We start from the raw sequence: 18,969 nt of genomic DNA, 5'->3' as shown, positions 1-18,969 counted from the left end.
CATTCAGCCAGAGTTGCCGGCCCGTTACCCAGGCAACCAGGTTAGGAAACAGGTGCGCCGTATTCGTTTGCGCCTTCTTGGGAAGGTCGCGTCAGCCACCAGATCATCAGGATGGACAGAACCAATTGAAGAATTGAGACAACAACAATACCGGTCACGCCCAGGACGGCCGCAGGTCCTCGCAATGCATCGGGGTTTTCCGTCCCTTGCTCCAATACCGAAAAGAACGCCACCCCACCCAGCATAACAAAGAGCGTTGTAATGCTGAGCGCCATCGGCAGCAGCAAATACCAGCCAGGTCGTCCTGTATCATGCAGCCTTCGCCAACCGGCGGCCAGCATAGGTATGAGAACAGCCAGTTGGAAAACAGAGGACAGGACCCGAGATCCCTGGCCTGTTTCGGGGTTGGTCCCGAATATGATCGTATCCAGCACAGCTAAAGCGGCACTCACGAGAACCACAAACAAGAAGAACCACCAGTATTCTGAGCGTATAGCCCGACCGGAGAACTGGAAGTATTTCGAGAAACACGTCTTAACGGCTTCACCAAATCCCATCTTTCAATCCCTTCATTGTTTTTGTGCGGCCTCAAATCGCTTCGCCGCTCAGGGGAACACACTCTTAGCTCCCAGTTACTTTTTTGTTTGAACGCAGAGGCCTATCGTACGAGAGCGTAGAGAAATTTACGCGCGGAAAAAATATTGATTTATTAAAAATTAGATTCAAACATGCGAATTCGACACAACTTTATTTTACCTCCGTTGTTGTCGGCCCCGGCAATCAACTCGATATCGTTCCCCCGACCAATCCGTTGGCGACAAATCTTTGAGATAGGTAAGCACCGGATCGAGCTGTGCTCAATTGGCTGAGTAGAAGCGGACGCTTCAAAAAGGAGCATCCAATTTCACTAGATTCGATGGACCCTGATGGAGAAGAAAATGACCAAAAAGACAGTGATGATTGCAGGCACAACTTTGTTTGCATTGCTTGCGGCATGTGACGAAACGAGTATGTCTAGCGCGCCCGCCGAACTCACACCCGCTCAGCAGGCGTGTTTGCGAGATGTAGCCAAAACAACGAACAATTCGCAAGTCGTTGTGCTCTCATCCGCGTTTAGCGAAGCTGGAACACAAGTCACTGTCGGTGTTGGTGAGGACCGTGCTCCTTGGAATTGCATTGCTTACAGTGATGGCGCGACAGCTGGTATCGAGTTCCTGGGCGACGAAGGCGCACTGTAATCTGGTCGCTGTGTATCTCGAAAGCACCAGTCGTGATCAAATTTGAGTACCGGTAAGCTCAGACATTCAAACCTCGTAATAGGATTGGGTTTTAACATGCTCAATCATGCTAAGGTTGTAGAAAATGCCCGTAACCAACTCGGTTGTAATTGCGATCATTTGCACTTTTTTGGCTATTGTATCAGTCCCAAAATACAGCATGGCCCAAACTTGGGACATCGCATCCCAGCACTCTGTCAGTGGCGTAACGGTGTATGATACCGATGAGCTGTTAACGTTTGCCGGTCAGTTGGCCTTTGACCGGTCGGGGCGCATCACAGCGGCGGATGTCGCATCAACGATTACGCAGATCTACCGAGAAGACGGTTACTTCTTGGCTGAGGCCTGGCCTGGTCCCGATGGGCAGAGCATAGTTGTGGATGAAGGACGCATTCAAACCATCGAAATTGAAGGGGTAGATACGCGCACGTTCCAAACCTTGGAAAAGATCTTTCGCCCACTCACCACCGCATACCCGATAACTCTCAAACAATTTGAGCGGGCAGTTATGCTCGCCGAGGACATACCCGACTTGGACGTGTCGACCGAACTTGATTACCCGGATCAGGCTGGTGCTCGGCTGAGAGTATTGGGAGAGCCTCTGCGCAAACAAGCCGGTAGTGCGACACTCGACAACCCCCCGCGTGAGCTGGGAGAAGCGCTCAGCTTCTATGTTGTACAAGAGTTTTATTCGACGCTGACCGTCGGGGATTTGCTGCGATTTGAGGGGTCTGGCAACTACAACTGGGACAAAGACGACGAACACTCTTTGTGGGGCGCTGTTACCTATCGCACGCCGCTGAACAGCGATGGTCTGTACGGTGAGGTTTTCTACGGAAACATAAATGCAAAACGTGACCTCTCGGGGGAGTTTGCAAGAACAGATGTTGATGGCGAGAACTTCACCGTCGCGTTGGGCTACCCCGTGATCCGCGATGTGGCCCGTTATGGATATCTTCTACTGGATTATCGCCTTTCCGAGGCGGACTCAGTCAGTGGCGGCGTGCCATTATCCAGTGACGCAGGTGTCGTCGGCCTAACGTATCTCTATGGGCAGAACTATTCAAAAGGGCAAACTTTGGAGGCGGGATTAACCTTATCGTTTGGCAACAATAATACGACGGACGCGAATTTTGACGACGGCGACTCCTCATTCTGGCATCTACGGGGCGGCATTGGATACGAAAGCCCGCTTACGGGCATATCGCCCAACACAGCTTGGCGCACTGAGATCTGGGGCCAGTTCACAACCGACCGGCTGCCCTCGGTAGAGGAGTACTTCCTTGGTGATCGTTATGCTTTGCGCGGATATCGTTTTGACGAGGTAGATGGTGATTCCGGGATCTCCGCGATTTTCGAAGTGTCTCATTCCTACTTCCCCAGGTCCCAGAGCATACATCGCTTAACACCCTTTGCTTTTATCGACGTGGGGTACATCTCGAACAATGACCCTGCGAGTTTTGAAGTTGAAAGTGCTACACTGGCATCGACAGGTCTGGGTTTGGACATTGAGTTTAAGCAAAACCTATTCTTGTCCGGATATGTCGGTGTTCCTTTGAGGGACGGTCCTTTGACCGACTCTGGCGATCCTGGCGCGTATCTTGCTCTGACAACAAGTTGGTGAGGATGTTATGAAACGGAACCGCATTGCTTTACTTTCCGCAGCTTGTTTGATTGCTGGACTGGCCGCTACGCAGGTCTTTGCCCGCGGAAACCAATACGGTTGGTGCCGAGGTGTAGGGAACCCACACCAGTCCGGCCAAGGATGCGGGCAGACCGGCGGGCAAGGGCCAGGCAATCAAATAACCGGCCCAACGCAGCCGGTGGCAAATCAGTTGCCACCTCGAGGAACGCCGCAAACGCCCACGTCCGTTACAGTGCCGGTCCTTGCACCGGGCGCGGTCCCGAACGCAATTCCCGGTCGGGTTCCTATCGCGACACCAGTAGCGGTACCCGGTCAGGTGCCAACGCCGATCGTAGCGCCGACACTAGCTCCGCCATTAGTGCCAAACCCGACACCAAACCGGGTTCCGACAGCCGTTCCCAATCAGGTTCCGCCGTTAGCTACCGGACCGACTGCCGTGCCGCCGCAAGTTCCGACTGCGACTCCCAATCAAGTTCCGATAGCTGTCCCAGGCCAGGTTCCGCCTCAACCAACCGGCCCAACAGCGGTGCCGCCACTTGTGCCCATCGCAACACCAAACCAAATACCGGTCGCAGTTCCTGGTCAGGTCCCACCTCAGCCCACCGGTCAAACTGCTGTGCCACCGCTCGTCCCGACTGCAACACCAACCCAGATTCCGGTCGCAGTGCCCGGCCGTGTTCCGCAACCCAGCGGCACTACAGCGACACCACCGCTTGTCCCAACCGCAACCCCCAATCAGGTTCCCACGGCGGTTCCTGGTCAGGTTCCACAGTTGACACCAAAACCTACGGCAACTCACGTGGCAGTCCCAGGGCATCCGAAACCACAAGGCGTCGTGACAATCATGCGCCCTAAGCCGAGGCCGACAACCGGTACTGTCCAGCAACCTGGCACAACACAAGTGACCCACCATTTAACCCACCAAAGCAATGCGAAGAAACACGATCACGTCGCAGCAACACCTGGGCGGCATGATCCGCACGACCTACCAAGGTTCCGCAACGCAGCGACCAAGGAAAACTGGGAATGCGTTGCCAGCGGATTTGGACAGCGCCGTTACGATGCAGGGCGCGGTGTGTTGCTGAACAACGGAGCGTTGCGGCACCTCGGAAACGTGGACGCTATGGCACGAGATGTCCCTGCACGGCATCCAAAACACTCTGGATGCATTATTTCGGTTAAACGAAAGCAGCGCTGAAGCTCACTTGGTGGGTTTTGCTCGGACAATGAGATTAATCGACCAAAAGTTCCTCAATTGTCGTCTGGGTCTTGTCAGAAGAACTTGTCTTGAGGCAGGCAGGACGGTTGCGTAGCTTTTGCCCATGACCAAACCTGCCTCTTTCAAGTACTTCAAAACCAGTCCCGAGGTCATCCGCCTTGCGGTGATGCTGTACATCCGTTTCCCGCTCTCGCTTCGAAATGTCGAAGATCTGTTGCACGAGCGAGGCATCGACGTGAGCCACGAAACCGTCCGATATTGGTGGAACAGGTTTGGTCCAATGTTTGCAGCTGAGATCCGACGGAAGCGTGTGCAGCAGCTGCGCGCGTTCTCGAAATGGAAGTGGCACGTGGACGAGGTTTTCGTAAAGGTGAATGGCAAGCGACATTATCTGTGGCGTGCAGTAGATCACGAAGGCGAAGTGCTGGAAGCAGTTGTCACCAAGCGCCGAAACAAGGCTGCAGCACTAAAATTCCTCAGGAAATTGATGAAACGGCACGGTTGCGCCAAGGAGGTCGTCACAGATCGCTTCGCTTCCTACAAGGCTGCGCTCAGAGAAATAGGCGCGTTCGAAAAACAACAGACGGGCAGGTGGCTCAACAACCGCGCCGAGAATTCACACCTGCCGTTTCGACGACGCGAACGCGCGATGCAGCGTTTCAGGCGCATGCGAAGTCTACAGAAATTCGCCTCCGTCCATTCCTCCGTCTACAATCACTTCAACCAGGAAAGATCGCTAGCCAGTCGAGACACCTTCAAGCTGACCCGCGCCGCCGCTCTTAGCGAGTGGCGTCAGCTTTGTTCCGGATAGGTTCGCGGTTTCCGCGGCAAACTGAGACTGGTTCGAATTCGTCTGACAGCACCCCTGGTCGGGGTCAGAAGAAAGACTGTCAAAAGGTAGAACGCCGATCAGCAATGACTTCGAGTGACTGGCTGGAGTCACTCGCGGTGGTGCGGAACCGGGTGGCGACCATTGGAATACTTCAATTGGTGACGGGGCATTCTTGAACTGCCGTTCTCCGACGCGTTGAAATTGCTCAGCAAGCCTCTCATCTAGGCTGCGATGGACGACATCGGAGATCAACACAGCCTCTTCGTCGGAAGCCTCCTGTAGCCGCGAGGCTAAATTGATCCCATCGCCGAAAATGTCATCTTCGTCAAAAACGATATCTCCCAGATGAACGCCCACTCGCAGTTTCAGCGAAGACTGAGCTGACACTTGGCTTTGTAGATCGAGGGCGCATCGCACGGCGTCCGAGACCGAACTAAACTCGACGATCCATCCATCGCCCATCCTCTTTAGGATATTGCCGCGATGATCACTGACCAATGGATCGAATATCTTTCGACGCAGGACACGGAGTTCACTGAGAGTTCTGTTCTCATCCGCCTTTATTTGGCCCGAGTAGTTTACTACATCGGCCGAGAGTACTGCGGAAAGTTTGCGGTCTCCGTTCATGTCTCTTCGTAACGCATAATACGTTTCATCGAAAAGACATCTTGTTTTGGAACCTTCTCACGAACTTCGACCGGCCGCATTGTCCGCATAGCCGCCGTCGGTCGATCCTGCAGCTTCGGTCACTGGGGGCTCCGTGCTGCGGTTAGGGGAAATTCAGTGAATTTTTGCGGCGCGGACGAAGTCGACATTCACTTTTGCATAAAGATTACGACGGCGATTGCGCCAATATCCGGTATCAAAAGTTTGCAGAAACAGGCTATCCCGAGCGCTCCCGCCTCAGGATCAGGCGCGCGAGATTTCGGATCATTCTGCTCCTAGAGCGAACGCGCCTAAAGATGGGCGTGAACAACCGAAAGCGCGTGATTGAGAGTGTTCACTGCGAACTCTCTTTGGCTGTCCGGATCAATTAGAGGCAAACGTGCATCTTCCTGTTCTGGCTTGTCGCCCACAGGAAACTTTTCGCCTTCCAATACTGTTCCCCAAACCTGAATATCCTTGATTGCCATGGGATCCACCGTCAATGGGTTGTCATTCAAAATAGTGAAGTTCGCACGCTTGCCAGGTTCGATACTGCCAAGGTCCCGCTCAAGACGATGAGAATAGGCGGCGTTGATTGTCACTCCACGCAAGGCCTCTTCGACCGGGACCGTCTGATCCTGTCCTGCTACCCGACCGGAACTCGTCACGCGGTTCACCGCACACCACATTAGGAACAATGGATCACCTGGCGCCATCGGCATATCGGAATGCAATGACCAGGATACACCCGCTCGATCCAGATCACCAAGACGGACCATCTGATTGGCGCGTTCAGGACCAAGACCAGTTTTACTGTATTGATCCGCAAGTGCCGTCACGTAGTAGGGATTTGCTGAAACAATCGCGCCCAGACGTTTGATACGAAGGACCTGATCGGGCGCACTCACAGCAAAGTGCACGATCACCGTTCTATGATCGAAACGCGGGTTTCTGCGCAAGTTCCGCTCTAAGGCGTTCAATACACGGTCCAACCCGGCGTCACCGTTGACGTGAATATGAACTTGGTAGCCCGCGTCCCAATAGGTTTGAAACGCGCGCTCAAAGGCCGGCAGGTCCATCATCCACTCGCCATGGTAATCGCCAAGCGGATCGTCCCTCAGTTGAATGGCAAGGGAATATATCGCACCGTCCGCAAAAAGCTTGACGCTGCCTTTGGACATACTGGTCTTGCCTCCATACCAGTCCACAAGTGCTTCTGTCTGTTCGATCACATCTTCAGCATTGTCATATTTGGCGATCAGGCTTTTTCCATCTGGAATGAAGCTCCACCGAAACGGCATTGAGGGCGCGGAGAATACAGCGTTCACCGCATCCTGAACCGGGCGTGCGAGAATGCCGCCGGGCTCGTTGCCGTAGGTCACACCTTTCGCATGCATGTAATCGCGCATGGTCTCCAAACCAGCGCGAAACTTTTCAGGGGTCGCCACGTATGGCGCAATCAAAGGCAGAACTGCAAACAAACCCTGTTCCCAGAAGTGCCCATGCTCAAAGCTGGATTGCATCTTTTCTGTTTCGGACCAGGCGTCCATGACCTCTTCGGTAACGCCTGCGGCCTCCATTGCAGCTGAATTCAGGATGAATTCGTGGCAAGAGCGGGCCCACACAAAGATAGGTCGTTCGCTGCTGATCTGGTCAAGGTCCGACCGTGTCAGCGGACCATAAAATGCAGCGTGGTATCCCCATGTCATGACAGGGGTGTCCGGGTCTTGCTGACCATCAACAGCTTCGGACAACCGTGCAAGAAAGTCATCCTTGTCCACAACGGCGCGCGATAAACCCTGTGGCAAGTCCCAGTCCTCTATCGAAAGAATAACGGACGAAAGGCTCAAGCCGCCCAAAACTGGGTGATCATGCTGGGCGATAAAGCCGGGAACGATGATGTGGTCGGAGAATGTGTCATCAACGGTGAAGGGCTGTTCACCAATCGCCTCTTGAACTTGCTCTCTAGTGCCGGTCGCCAAAATCCGACTGTTTACAACAGCAACGGCTTCGGCGCTTGGAAGGTCGGGATCAAGTGTGACGATCTCGCGCGCCGTAAAAATCGTGACTTCATCAAGATCGAGTATCGCTCCGCCAAGATCGGTCAGCGTGCCTTCTTGTCCGAACAATGCACTCGGAGCAACGAGGATCGTCGTGCTCGTCAAGAAGGACCTAATAAATACCCGTCTGGAGGTGTTTCCCATGGTGGATGCCTCTCCCTAATGCACTTAACTAACACAAAATACGCAGATGTTTTCAATGCGGTTAACCAAAAGACGCCCGTAAGCCGCACCAGAAAACACGCTATTCAGAGTTTTGCTGACTTGGAGCCCTTCGAACCGCAGTTCTTGATGGAGGCCAACCTAAGCATTCAGCCTCTGTCTTCCCCAAGCTGTCTTTGGGTTCGATCCGGTTACTCGCTCCATTGCGACCAATGTCTGTTTTTTCCGCAGAGCAGTCATTCGTCCAAACTCTACGAGCACTGCTCGGAGCCATAATCTGACACTCGCCATCGAGTATGCTAAGCTGGATCGTGCGAGGCACACATACACTCAGAAACCGCATCTTTGGGAGGACGGATGTATGATCATGCGCATTTTTCAGGTGACAACGCGGCCGGGAAAAGAAGAGGAGTTTGGCCGCTTTTTTCGCGACACTGCGATCCCGTTGATGAAAAGCACCCCTGGAATCGTGCACCTTTTTCCGGGCGCGCCGAGAGAGGATACGCCACGAGAGTTCAGTTTCGTTTTGGTGTGGGAGAACCTGGAGGCACTGAAGTCGTTTGTGGGAAAAAACTACCAAAGCCCGCACATCGATCCGATAGAAGCTGACCTCGTCGAATCTCGATCCATCAAGCACTATGACTTGGTCGACGGCTAATCGCGAACAGGAGGATCAGGGTGTCGAAGGGTAGGGGAAAATCGCTGCCAGAACGCGTCCTTGGTCTGAACGAACAAAAGGCTGAAGACTTGGCGGCCTTGGAACTCCGGTTGCGGGAGGCGCTGGATCGGCAAAGGGCGACCGCCAAAATCCTGGAGGTCGTCAACAGCTCTATCAAAGACCCTCAACCTGTCTTCAACTCGATTGTTGAAGCAGGTCAAACGCTGTTCCCAAAGTCGACAGTCGCCATTGGATTACAGGACGGCGACAAACTGATTTTGGGAGCAATTTCTGGTCCCGAACCGGCTGGCGTCGAGGCTTGGCGGCGTCGCTTTCCGGCGCCACTTCACCCAGAAACAATCCATGGTCATGTCATTTTGAACGGCGAGGCGATTGATCTGCCGGACGTCGCCGCATCGAAAGACAGGTTCCGTATCGGGGCTGGAAACTTCCTCGCCTCAGGGTTTCAGGCAGTCACCATGGTGCCAATTTCACAAGGAGGACAAACTGTTGGTGCTCTCGCCGTGTTGAGGCATTCAACCGGAAAACTTCAAAAAGAGCAGTTCGATATTCTCACAACATTTGCGGCACAAGCGAACATCGCCTTGGACAACTTACACTTGCTGAGCCAGATGCGTGAGGCGAATGACACTTTGACACACGTGTCCAAACAGCTTGCCAAATACATGCCACCCCAACTCTACGAGTCAATCATTGCCGGCGACCAACAAGCGGCCATCGAAAGCCGCCGCCGAAAGCTCACGATCTTCTTCTCAGACATCGTCGACTTCTCCGAAATCACAGATCATCTCGAAGCCGAGGAGCTGACTACTTTGTTGAATGAGTATCTGTCAGCAATGTCCGAAATCGCCCTGAAGCACGGCGCATATTTCGACAAGTTTATCGGTGATGCCATGATGCTGTACTTTGGCGAACCCGAAAGCCTCGGGGTAGAAGAAGATGCCGCTGCATGTGTGCGAATGGCAATAGATATGCAACGCACGCTTGGCCACTTGCAAACGGAATGGCAGCGCAAAGGATTGATCGATCGACCATTTCGCGCTCGCATGGGCATAAACACTGGTTACTGCACTATTGGAAACTTCGGTTCGGAAGACCGGATGGACTACACTGCTATCGGACGCGAAGTGAACCTTGCTGCGAGACTTGAGGCCGAGTGTGATCCAGGAGGTCTCTTACTCGCTGCCGAATCCTATTCTTTGGTAAAAGACTGGCTTCCGGTTGAGGAACGAGAGCCTGTTCGAGTGAAGGGATTTCAAAACCCCATTCGCACGTATGCTGCGACCGCTATTTATGAAAGTGCCGACCGCGATAGCCGCATTATTCACGAGGAAGATGAAGGCTTTTCTCTTACAGTTGATCGTGCTCGCATAAGCAAGGGGGCAATCCTCCGACTAAAGTCCCTTGTTTCAGATCTGGACGACTAGTCAAGTTTTCGGTCACGGCAGCTCAGTCCAAAACCTGTGACCTCACATATTAAAAATGGCTGCACGACAATCGAAAGGCCAGTTTCCCGCCACGCTGCGACGCCAGGACGGGCTTCATTGAGAAATCGCGTGTGCAAAAGACCGCTTTCACGCGTGCAAGTGGGAACCAATGGCAAAGCCAACCACACTTCACAAGATGGTGAGTAGCAGGCTTGGCAGTCCAGAGCGATGAGTTGCACTAATCGCACCGTGTACTGTGCTAAAAAAAGGGCGAACTCGTATCACTTACAGCATCGGGGCATTCGTCATGCGCTTTTCTCTCACCATCGCAACACTCGTTGTCTTGGCCACTCAGTCTTTTGCGCAAGACTCCGTTCTTATCGGGGACGCCCCGCTTCCTGCCGACATTGCAATTGATGTAACGCCAGATTCTCCTTTTCTTGGAATTTGGACGGGGAGATGGGACTCTCGGAGAAGTCATATCCTCGTCGTCGAAAGCCGAGATGAGGATGGGTTGTTCAATGTTGTTTACTCGGTCGGACGTGGCCAGCATGGCCGCGGAAACTGGTTCCGGAGCAAAGCACGTTTAGACGGAAGCACGTTGGTGTTCACCGACAATGACTTCGGGGCGCGCTATTCAATTTCGGGTACGGGGCGACTGCGGGGCATCTATCCAACCGAGGACCGCGTCGCAATACTCGAGCGACAAACCCTCTCAGAAGTCCTCGAGACGGCGACCCGCCAGTGGTTTGAGGTTGGAACGCGAGACTTCCTTACGACGGAACTCCGAGAGGACGGCGCAACAGTCGAGCTTGCTGTGGCTATCTATCCACCTCCTGGTGATGGGCCTTTCCCGTTGGCTCTCGTTCATCACGGCTCAACCGGCTCTGGAACCGATCCGCAGGCTTTTGATCGGTTCTTTTCCAACGACTGGCTTGCGGACGTTCTGAACTCACACGGTTGGATCGCTGCGTTCCCACAGCGCCGCGGTCGGGGTGGGTCCGACGGATTGTATGACGAGGGCTTTGCTGAAGATCGGACCGAGGGCTATTCGACGGAGGCCCGGCTATCTTTGGCAGGGGCGGAACGTGCGCTGATGGATGCAAAAGCAGCGCTGCATGCGTTGCAGGAACGACCGGATGTGAGTGATGGATCGGTTCTACTGATTGGTTTCTCGCGCGGGGGCATTGTTGCCCTTATGCAGGCCGGCGACGATCCGAGAAACACCGCTGGTGTGATCAACTTCGTTGGGGGATGGATGGCAGAGGGCTACGGTGATCCTCAAATCAATCCGACGCTCTTTCGACGTATTGGAACATTCGATGGGCCGGTGCTTTCCATCTATGGGGAAGATGACATGTTCTACAGCATCGAGCATTCCCTATCCAACCTCACCGCAATGGAAGCGATGGGTGCCAATAGTGAGACTCATATCGTGGCCGTTCCTGGCTACAACAAAGGTCATTGGGTATTGTGGTGGCCGATACTCTGGGAAGAGATCGTCAGCGACTACATCCGGCGCCTCCAGGATCAACGTTGAAACAATGAATTTGACTGCGACCCTGTTATCTCCGCGTTTTTTGCCGGATGCTTCGGTGAATTTCCGTTTCTGTCTGGAAGCAAGTTTTACCGATATGATTGGAATTGCAGCTTCTGTCTGCCGAGAAGCCAAACACTGAGTCTTGCGGGAAAACCGCTACGAGCCCGAAGCAGACCGTTGTCATTCTAGTGCCCGCGCCTCAAAACGCACATCAAAGCATGTTTGCAAAAGGCTCATGCAATTGAGCTTTACGTGACAATTCCGTAGGAAAAGACCTCTAAGTCTTCATCAAAACTCCGCAATGAATGCCGCCCCAATTTATGCGGCTCTTCAGATACCAGGCTGACAAAGTCGCCAGTTGCCAAAAGCCGCGCATCCAGTTTTCGCGTCAAGCTCTCTAACCTGCTGACTATCGCAACTGATGTGCCGGTTACCGTAAAATCCAAGCGCTTTTCAGTGCCAACATTCCCGTACACAGCCGCGCCAGTGTGCAAACCAATCCCAAACTCAGCACGGTCTGATGGATCAAGCTCTTTATGCCTTTGGAACGCTTCTCGCGCCGCCGACAGGGCAGCTTCGCACATGTCTTCGGGTAGTCTTCGTTGGCCATCAAAAGGAAAGATCGCAAGCAACCCATCGCCAACGAATTTCAGAACCTCTCCGCCGTGGTCGTGTACCGCCCCGCCGACGCAGTCGAAGAATTGGTTGACGGTCGCGACATATTTTTCCGGTGACAGGCGCTGGCTCAAAGCCGTAGACCCGTGTATGTCACTGAACAATAGAGCGCAGTCAATTTTGCTGACATCTCCCCGGGCTATTTGACCGTTCAATACAGATCGACCGGACACCTTGCCCAAGTAAACCTCCATCAACTCAGCTGCCAGGAACTGCTCTGACAGAACACGTGCTGTACCAAGCAAAGGTAGAGACAGTCGCGACAGACCATCTACCTCACGGTCTGTGAAACCAGAACGACGCTTTGTAGCAAAAGAGACTGACGCCCCCAAAGCCCACTCGACCTTGCCGTCAAATACAACGGTACGATTGCCGAATGGTGCACTGAATACGACGTAGTCGGTGACACCTGCCTCAGCGAGTTTTTGGAATAGCGGAAATCTGTCACGGGTCGCTTCGTCAGTCAGATCTGCTCGCATGAAAGGAAACTTGATCGAGCCGTTCGTAAGGTCGTCCGCCAAGTCCCAGACTTCCTTGTTGAAGTGCTGTTTCGCTATCTCATTGGCCAATTTCGAGTTCTCTCCGAAGGGTGCTTTGTCGAAGAGATCAGTTGTCACCGAGCTTCGTGGAAGAACAGTCCATTCAATTCGATGGTTGGAAGCATCCCATGTTGCGTCGAGCAATCCAATTACAGGATGCATCATCAGGCGGCCCAAGGAAACACGCGAAACCGGCACGCCACCATCGATCAGCCTGTGACTTAGCTGCTCGACTAGCCCGCCAAGGTCGGCATCAAAAAAGGCCAGCTTCTGCAACCAATCTGCAATGCGGTCGAAAACATCCGCCATAACGTACACCTCTGCCACCATCTTGTTACAGCCGGAGGCTCATGTCATTGGGTTTGTCTTCGAACTCTCATTTCTCTTGCAATGGGTTTGCAAATTCTCACACGCGTACGCTCACGATTTTCAGACGAACGTCAGGTTCGAGCCCTCCTCAGACCTTGATCGCGTGCTCAGCATAGACAACGATTGGCTTGGTCTCTCGGCTGCATTCGACGACAAAGCAAAAGCATGTTTAAGGTTGTCAGTCCGCTTCGCACAATGGAGAATCAAATGCGTCGATCGAACCTGATGCTGCAAATAACTATGGGGGTAATGGGCGGTGCTGCATCTTCCCAACCGCTCTTTGAGGATTCCAAGGCCTTCAATCCTTCCAGCGAAACGGCAATGGCGATTACCGGGCCAGTAATCTTGTCTACCAAGCGGATAGTCTTCGAGACCGGCGCTTCTCTTGATCTCGAGGTTCATGACGCCAAGAGTTCAGGTAATTGGGGCGCGTCTGGTGACGTGCCTTTTGCTCAGGTATTCCGGGTATCAGGTGGCGTCGGACCGTTGCGTCAGGGAAACACGCTTTGTGGAGACCAGCCAATCACATTTATGGCGGCCTGGAACGAAGAAAGTTCTGGGTTCGACTATCTCGGCATCGCGATGTTTACGGGTGCGGCAGCGCCTACAAGCGTTGATGACCAGACTATTTGTGCGACCTATTTCTACTCGATGGATGTTTCGGGCTAATTCAGAAGTTGTCCGAGGCTAGCCACTTCGTCCGCAAAGTAGTCACTCAGTGAAGACGCAGCGAACAGAGGATGTGAGCCCCAAGTGACCGATGCTGCGCGATCGACCGACGGCGGCTGTGCGCAGAAAGTTGACTTTGCAAAGTTTCGCGCTCGTCCTTTCGAGGATGAATATCAACTGGCAAATTTCTGCCGGGGATCCGGCTGGGCTCTTTTCATTACCCATTAGATCGCCTTAAAACTATCCGACCCCTCAAACCGTCAATGTAATGTCTTGAAGAACAGCGACAGCAAAGCGAATACGAAACGGCCGTGCCTGCACGGTACTGCTCGCGCTGCGTTTGCGATGGGGCTTTTTGCCCTTGTTTCTGCCTGCGCTCAGGCCCCAAGCGGCGCGGATCTCGATCCAGAACGTCAGGCCATGGCGTTGCGCGAGGTCTCTCAAAAACAAGCTCGAGGGCAAAGGGTATGGTGCGTACCCTACGCACGTAACCTCAGCGGTATCGAAATTCGCGGAAACGCCAAGGACTGGTGGGGCAAGGCGCGCAATACTTTTGAGCGAGGCAATGAACCGGTTGTTGGTGCGGTCATGTCATTTCGAGCAACCCGAGGGATGCCGCTTGGTCACGTGGCTGTCGTATCCGATGTCGTCACTGACAGAGAAGTCATCGTGAACCACGCCAACTGGCACCGCAACAAGGTATCATTGAAGATGGGCGTCAAGGATGTATCCAAAAACAATGATTGGACATTGGTCCGCGTTGAAAGCCATCCGGGCCGGTATGGCAGCTTCTACCCGGTGAACGGGTTCATTTATCCTAAAGTTGGCGAATAAATTTATTCAATTGTGAACCGCATACTGTGCGTATCCGACGGATGGGTCACAAGCGGCTCAGCAGTGCACGCGGGCCAGTGACGGAAAAGGTCCGCAAATCGGATAATCTTCGCGGTAGAGCGAATGACCGCATCGAGCCCCCCGTAGAAGTGAAGAATTTACGCTGCGAGCGCTCGTAGCAAGATTACCCGCCGCACCGCCGAAAATCACCCGCTGCATGACAGAAGAAAATGCGGCCGTGCAGGCAGAACGCAGCGAGATTGCGATCCGGAATGACCGGGTCCCGGGGCAAAACAACCGCTCTCGACATACGATTCAGCCAGTAAGTCGGATGCAAATTTGCAAAAACTCGCGGCCGCTCACTCCTCCCTCTAAAATCACTTCAACCTGGAGCAATCTCTTACCAATCGAGACACCTTGAAGCTGACATGCAACGCTACCCTCGGCGAATGGCGCGAGCTTGGTGCAGCAAAAAGGCAGCTATTTGGGGCTGGCCGAGAATGCTTTGGGTTTGTTTGATGACACTCTCTTGAAGCTTTTTGAACACCGAAGCGACGACAGGTTTTTACCGCCGCTTCGCCATTCCGCGAACTCAGTTCAGGACTTTAGGTAGGTGTTAAACCAATCAATGGTGCGGTCCCAGGCCAAGTTTGCCATTTCCTCGTCATAACGAGGCGTGCTGTCGTTATGAAAGCCGTGGTTGGCATTTTCGTAGATGTAGGCCTCGTAAACCTTATTGTTGGATTGCAGCGCAGCTTCGAATTCCGGCCAACCTGCGTTGATGCGTTCATCAAGCTCTCCCATCTGAATCAGCAACGGTGCCTGAATTTTAGCCACATCCTCGGCGGCCGGCTGGCGGCCATAGAAGGGCACGCCGGCAGCCAATTCGGGGTAGGCCACGGCAATTGCGCTGACCACACCACCGCCATAGCAGAAACCTACAGCGCCAACTTTCCCAGTACAGTCTTCCCGGTTCAACAGGTATTCGAAGCCATTGAAGAAATCATTCATCAGCTCGACCCGGTCGACTGTCTTCTGCAACTCGCGCCCATCAGCGTCGTTACCGGGATATCCGCCCACCGACGTTAGGCCGTCGGGAGCCAGTGCCATAAAGCCTGCTTTCGCCAAGCGTCGCGCCACATCTTCGATGTAGGGATTCAGGCCGCGGTTTTCGTGTATCACGAGCACCCCGGGCAGGGGTTCTTCCACACCAGCGGGACGAACAAGGTAGCCTCGGACATCACCCGTTCCGTTCGGAGAAGGGTAGGTTATGTAGTCTGCGTGGATATCGGGATCGTTGAACGACACCTGCTGTGCCAGCGCATAGTTCGGACTGAGCATGTTCAATAACGCGGCAGCCGTTAAGCCGCCAACCGCGAATTTTCCGGCGCGGTCCAGAAATTGGCGTTTGGTGATCTTTCCGTGCGCATAATAGTCGTACAGATCCAGCAGTTCCTGATCGAAGTCTTTTGCCGTCATGCGAGTCATGGTCAATCTCCTGATGAGGTGGCGATTCAATCCGTGGGATACTATCAGTTCAAAGGGTTATGGTTTGTTCGAAGTTCTAGGCAGGTCGGCTAAGATATTGCCGTAGCGGGTTCCTTCTTCGTGTGCTGATCGCGCAGAACGTTCTTTTGGACTTTTCCCATGGTGTTTCGTGGCAACTCTTGGACGAGTTCGTAGCGACGCGGATGTTTGAAGCGCGACAGCCTTTCCCTGATGATTGATGCAATCTGATCCGTGTCGAGTTCTACGCCTGGCTCAGCAACCAGAGCGGCAATGATCTCTTCCCCGAAGTCGTTGTCAGGGACGCCAAAGACTGCCGACTCCAGTACGCCATCGATGTCGTTTAAAACGTCTTCGATTTCCTTGGGGTAGACGTTGTAACCGCCAGTAATGATGAGGTCTTTTGAACGACCTACAATCGACAGGTAGCCATCCTCGCTGTATTTGCCCAGATCCCCGGTGATAAAGAACCCATTCTCGCGAAGTTCTGCAGCGGTTTTTTCGGGCATCTGCCAATAGCCTTGGAAAACATTAGGGCCGCGTATCTCGATCATTCCAACCGCCCCTCTGGGCAGTTGCTCACCGGTTTCAGGATCAGTGACGATCACCTCGATGCCGGGCAATGCCATGCCAACAGTTCCTGCGCGACGTTCGCCAGTATAAGGGTTCGAGGTGTTCATGTTTGTCTCGGTCATACCGTAGCGCTCCAGGATGCGGTGGCCTGTGCGCGCTTCGAACGCCTGATGGGTTTCGGCCAGCAATGGGGCAGAGCCCGACACGAACAACCGCATGTTCGCCGCCGTCTCTTTGGTGAAACCGTCATCTGCCAGCAATCGAGTGTAGAAAGTTGGGACGCCCATTAGAAGGGTTGAATGCGGTAATTCCTCCAAGATCATTCCAATGTCGAATTTTTCCATCAGCCGAACCTCGGACCCGGCGACTAGTGACGTGTTCATCGCCACGAAAAGCCCGTGCGTGTGAAAGATCGGCAGCGCGTGAACCAAGCGATCGTTGTTTGTCATACCCCACAAATCCGCGAGAGCTTGTGCATTGGTCAAAAGGTTCTGGTGGCTCAACATTGCGCCCTTAGAGCGACCCGTGGTTCCCGACGTATAAAGCAAAGCCGCAAGGTCGTCCGGGGCGCGATCAACGGTTTCAAACTCGCGGGGCTGCGCGTCAGCTTGGCGGCTTAAGCTTGATATTTCACCGCCAAGGGTAATCAGCCTTGCGCCATACCGATCCGCCAGTGTTTTGATCTCAGCTTCGTCGTTGTCGTCGCAGACGATCACCGCAGGCTGGGCGTCAGATGCGAAGTAGTCCAATTCTGCCATTGTGTAAGCAGTGTTTAGCGGCAAATAGACAGCACCTGCCTGAACTGAAGCAGCATAGAGTGCAACCGTATCGGCCAACTTTGGGGCCTGCACAACGATGCGGTCGCCAGGAGAAACTCCACTTTTCTGCAAAACATGCGCGATCTGCGCAGCGCGTTTCAGAAACGCGTCATATGACACTACTTTTCCGTCATCGAGTAGCAGGAACGGAGCCTCGTTTCCCGCGTGGTGGGCAAACAAGCTGTCATAAAGTGTGTTAGTCACGCTGGATTTTCCTCTGGTCTGGGCGCAAGTACTGCGGTTGAAGCCGCGCGCACGGAACGCGAGGTTTCGATTGTGGCGTGCGTCACAAATTCTTCGTGGTGACGTTCAGTCTTTTTTAAGTCGTAGAGGTAATTGACCATTGCGCCGCCGGATTGGGATCGTCCGTTCTGTGACGGATCGGCCCCGGCATGCAGTTCGTGAAGCTCGGCTCCATTGCCCAGATGAAAGCGGGCCACTGGGTCCAGCGGCATCCCATCTTCGCGCTTGGCGTGTAACAGGTATCGGGCGGCCATCGCCCTCACGTCCTGCGGAGGGGCTGTTCCCGCAATTACGGCTTCGGCAGCATGGCCATGCTCGGAATGTCCTGTTTCGCCAGCTAACCACCGGTTCATACCGGGTATCGGAGACAAGGTCACAAATGTGTCGAGGCCCGGAAGCTCTCGCGAAAGTTCGGTCACAACCTGTTTGATCAGCAGGTTTCCAAAGCTGATTCCCGTTAGCCCCCTTTGGCAGTTTGAAATTGAGTAGAATGCGGCGATTTTGGCCTGTTCTGGTTCGATCGGTTCTCGAACTTCGGACAAAAGCACATCAATCGCGTTCGGAATTTCAGTCGTCAAAGCAACTTCGACAAAAATCAGCGGTTCATCCGGCATTGAGGGATGAAAAAATGCAAAACAGCGACGGTCGGGCGGGAAAAGCCGGCGCCGCAAGTCGTCCAGATCATGAATCTGATGGACGGCCTCATACGCGACGATCTTGTCCAGAACGCGGGCTGGTGTATCCCAACTGATTTGTTTGAGGACCAGAAAACCCCGGTTGAACCAGCTTCGCAGTAAATGCACGAAATCTACATCTGTGCGCTTGAGTTCGGGGTTGGATTTGAGAAAACGCAACAGGTCAACGCGCATTGCCACAAGCTCTTGCGTCGCGCCGGAGGGTTGATTCAGACGGCGCAGCAATTCTTGCCGTTTGGGTTCGGCCGCCTCGCTAAGCCTTTTGTACAGATCGACACTTCTACACTCGGCATAACGACGCGCCGTCTCAGACAGTTGATCCGCGTCTAACTCAAGCTGATCATTCAAATAAGCGAAGAAGTCCAGTTTTTCCGGGTCGTCCAAGGTCTGGTATCGATCCAGTATCGTTGATGCGAGTGCGAAACCTGATACTTCACCTTCCGCAGACAAGAGTGCTTCACATAGCTCCGAGATGGATCGCTTGTCATCCTTGCCCCGCTTTTTGCCGGGGCGGTCGAACAGCTGATTAAGCAAATCGCCCAGAAACCAGTTCCGCTGCATT

At 53.7% G+C, this 18,969-nt stretch carries 15 protein-coding genes; 8 read left to right on the top strand and 7 right to left on the bottom strand.

The window, feature by feature from the left end:
- Window positions 1-41: 41 nt before the first annotated feature.
- Entirely contained in the window at window positions 42-557 is a 516-nt protein-coding gene (locus tag ACR0NB_RS07375) for a DUF805 domain-containing protein (RefSeq protein ID WP_170366793.1), read from the bottom strand.
- Between the two features lie 381 nt (window positions 558-938).
- Here ACR0NB_RS07375 and ACR0NB_RS07370 point away from each other — a divergent pair, with 381 nt between their 5' ends.
- The 3 genes from ACR0NB_RS07370 (at window position 939) to ACR0NB_RS07360 (ending at window position 4,952) form a co-directional block, all read left to right on the top strand.
- Window positions 939-1,238: a hypothetical protein gene (locus ACR0NB_RS07370; protein ID WP_480775309.1), complete on the top strand. Its 300-nt coding sequence runs from the start codon at window positions 939-941 to the stop codon at window positions 1,236-1,238.
- A 124-nt stretch (window positions 1,239-1,362) separates the two neighbouring features.
- Window positions 1,363-2,901 (top strand): ShlB/FhaC/HecB family hemolysin secretion/activation protein, encoded by a 1,539-nt coding sequence (locus ACR0NB_RS07365; protein WP_480754082.1) that lies wholly within the window; start codon window positions 1,363-1,365, stop codon window positions 2,899-2,901.
- 1,343 nt (window positions 2,902-4,244) lie between these two features.
- Window positions 4,245-4,952 carry an IS6 family transposase gene (locus ACR0NB_RS07360; protein ID WP_010442732.1) on the top strand — a complete coding sequence of 236 codons (708 nt, stop codon included), beginning with the start codon at window positions 4,245-4,247 and terminating at the stop codon, window positions 4,950-4,952.
- Here the strand turns inward: ACR0NB_RS07360 and ACR0NB_RS07355 are convergent.
- Both ACR0NB_RS07355 and ACR0NB_RS07350 read right to left on the bottom strand, forming a co-directional pair.
- Complete coding sequence (locus tag ACR0NB_RS07355) at window positions 4,878-5,600, bottom strand: adenylate/guanylate cyclase domain-containing protein (protein WP_480775308.1); 723 nt, start codon at window positions 5,598-5,600, stop codon at window positions 4,878-4,880. The genes ACR0NB_RS07360 and ACR0NB_RS07355 overlap by 75 nt on opposite strands.
- Before the next feature lie 329 nt (window positions 5,601-5,929).
- A complete protein-coding gene (locus ACR0NB_RS07350; RefSeq protein ID WP_480775307.1) occupies window positions 5,930-7,822 on the bottom strand; it encodes an amidohydrolase in 1,893 nt (630 codons plus the stop codon).
- Window positions 7,823-8,201: 379 nt separating this feature from the next.
- Between ACR0NB_RS07350 and ACR0NB_RS07345 the strand changes: the two genes are divergently transcribed.
- The 3 genes from ACR0NB_RS07345 (at window position 8,202) to ACR0NB_RS07335 (ending at window position 11,486) form a co-directional block, all read left to right on the top strand.
- A complete protein-coding gene (locus ACR0NB_RS07345) occupies window positions 8,202-8,498 on the top strand; it encodes a putative quinol monooxygenase (protein ID WP_480775306.1) in 297 nt (98 codons plus the stop codon).
- Window positions 8,499-8,518: 20 nt separating this feature from the next.
- The gene (locus ACR0NB_RS07340) at window positions 8,519-9,946 is read left to right on the top strand and encodes an adenylate/guanylate cyclase domain-containing protein (RefSeq protein ID WP_480775305.1); all 1,428 of its coding nucleotides are present in this window, start codon (window positions 8,519-8,521) and stop codon (window positions 9,944-9,946) included.
- Between the two features lie 307 nt (window positions 9,947-10,253).
- Window positions 10,254-11,486: an alpha/beta hydrolase family protein gene (locus ACR0NB_RS07335; protein WP_480775304.1), complete on the top strand. Its 1,233-nt coding sequence runs from the start codon at window positions 10,254-10,256 to the stop codon at window positions 11,484-11,486.
- A 248-nt stretch (window positions 11,487-11,734) separates the two neighbouring features.
- Here the strand turns inward: ACR0NB_RS07335 and ACR0NB_RS07330 are convergent, their stop codons facing one another.
- A complete protein-coding gene (locus tag ACR0NB_RS07330) occupies window positions 11,735-13,009 on the bottom strand; it encodes an adenylate/guanylate cyclase domain-containing protein (RefSeq protein WP_170339966.1) in 1,275 nt (424 codons plus the stop codon).
- Between the two features lie 267 nt (window positions 13,010-13,276).
- On the opposite strand from ACR0NB_RS07330, the gene ACR0NB_RS07325 reads away from it, so the two are divergent.
- Both ACR0NB_RS07325 and ACR0NB_RS07320 read left to right on the top strand, forming a co-directional pair.
- Window positions 13,277-13,738: a hypothetical protein gene (locus ACR0NB_RS07325; protein WP_170594831.1), complete on the top strand. Its 462-nt coding sequence runs from the start codon at window positions 13,277-13,279 to the stop codon at window positions 13,736-13,738.
- Window positions 13,739-14,083: 345 nt separating this feature from the next.
- On the top strand, window positions 14,084-14,572 hold the full coding sequence (locus ACR0NB_RS07320; RefSeq protein ID WP_170404214.1) for a CHAP domain-containing protein: 489 nt from the start codon (window positions 14,084-14,086) through the stop codon (window positions 14,570-14,572).
- A gap of 597 nt (window positions 14,573-15,169) precedes the next feature.
- Here the strand turns inward: ACR0NB_RS07320 and yghX are convergent.
- The 3 genes from yghX to ACR0NB_RS07305 all read right to left on the bottom strand — a co-directional run bounded on the left by yghX (window position 15,170) and on the right by ACR0NB_RS07305 (window position 18,968).
- Entirely contained in the window at window positions 15,170-16,060 is an 891-nt protein-coding gene (gene yghX, locus ACR0NB_RS07315) for a YghX family hydrolase (RefSeq protein ID WP_093961643.1), read from the bottom strand.
- Between the two features lie 89 nt (window positions 16,061-16,149).
- Window positions 16,150-17,673: a malonate--CoA ligase gene (locus ACR0NB_RS07310; protein ID WP_480775303.1), complete on the bottom strand. Its 1,524-nt coding sequence runs from the start codon at window positions 17,671-17,673 to the stop codon at window positions 16,150-16,152.
- Window positions 17,670-18,968, bottom strand: a complete 1,299-nt coding sequence (locus tag ACR0NB_RS07305) for a malonyl-CoA decarboxylase (protein ID WP_170454736.1) — start codon at window positions 18,966-18,968, stop codon at window positions 17,670-17,672. Before ACR0NB_RS07305 ends, ACR0NB_RS07310 begins: the two co-directional genes overlap by 4 nt.
- Between the last annotated feature and the right edge of the window lies 1 nt (window position 18,969).

This window comes from Ruegeria sp. CG3 (genome assembly GCF_056537205.1).
This window is presented reverse-complemented; position numbering and strand designations above follow the sequence as displayed.

What these genes read in the sequence shown, in the direction of transcription:
- ACR0NB_RS07375 (WP_170366793.1), bottom strand. Translation starts at nt 557, where the DNA reads ATGGGATTTGGTGAAGCCGTTAAGACGTGTTTCTCGAAATACTTCCAG.
- ACR0NB_RS07370 (WP_480775309.1), top strand. Translation starts at nt 939, where the DNA reads ATGACCAAAAAGACAGTGATGATTGCAGGCACAACTTTGTTTGCATTG.
- ACR0NB_RS07365 (WP_480754082.1), top strand. Translation starts at nt 1,363, where the DNA reads ATGCCCGTAACCAACTCGGTTGTAATTGCGATCATTTGCACTTTTTTG.
- ACR0NB_RS07360 (WP_010442732.1), top strand. Translation starts at nt 4,245, where the DNA reads ATGACCAAACCTGCCTCTTTCAAGTACTTCAAAACCAGTCCCGAGGTC.
- ACR0NB_RS07355 (WP_480775308.1), bottom strand. Translation starts at nt 5,600, where the DNA reads ATGAACGGAGACCGCAAACTTTCCGCAGTACTCTCGGCCGATGTAGTA.
- ACR0NB_RS07350 (WP_480775307.1), bottom strand. Translation starts at nt 7,822, where the DNA reads ATGGGAAACACCTCCAGACGGGTATTTATTAGGTCCTTCTTGACGAGC.
- ACR0NB_RS07345 (WP_480775306.1), top strand. Translation starts at nt 8,202, where the DNA reads ATGATCATGCGCATTTTTCAGGTGACAACGCGGCCGGGAAAAGAAGAG.
- ACR0NB_RS07335 (WP_480775304.1), top strand. Translation starts at nt 10,254, where the DNA reads ATGCGCTTTTCTCTCACCATCGCAACACTCGTTGTCTTGGCCACTCAG.
- ACR0NB_RS07330 (WP_170339966.1), bottom strand. Translation starts at nt 13,009, where the DNA reads ATGGCGGATGTTTTCGACCGCATTGCAGATTGGTTGCAGAAGCTGGCC.
- ACR0NB_RS07325 (WP_170594831.1), top strand. Translation starts at nt 13,277, where the DNA reads ATGCGTCGATCGAACCTGATGCTGCAAATAACTATGGGGGTAATGGGC.
- ACR0NB_RS07320 (WP_170404214.1), top strand. Translation starts at nt 14,084, where the DNA reads ATGGGGCTTTTTGCCCTTGTTTCTGCCTGCGCTCAGGCCCCAAGCGGC.
- yghX (WP_093961643.1), bottom strand. Translation starts at nt 16,060, where the DNA reads ATGACTCGCATGACGGCAAAAGACTTCGATCAGGAACTGCTGGATCTG.
- ACR0NB_RS07305 (WP_170454736.1), bottom strand. Translation starts at nt 18,968, where the DNA reads ATGCAGCGGAACTGGTTTCTGGGCGATTTGCTTAATCAGCTGTTCGAC.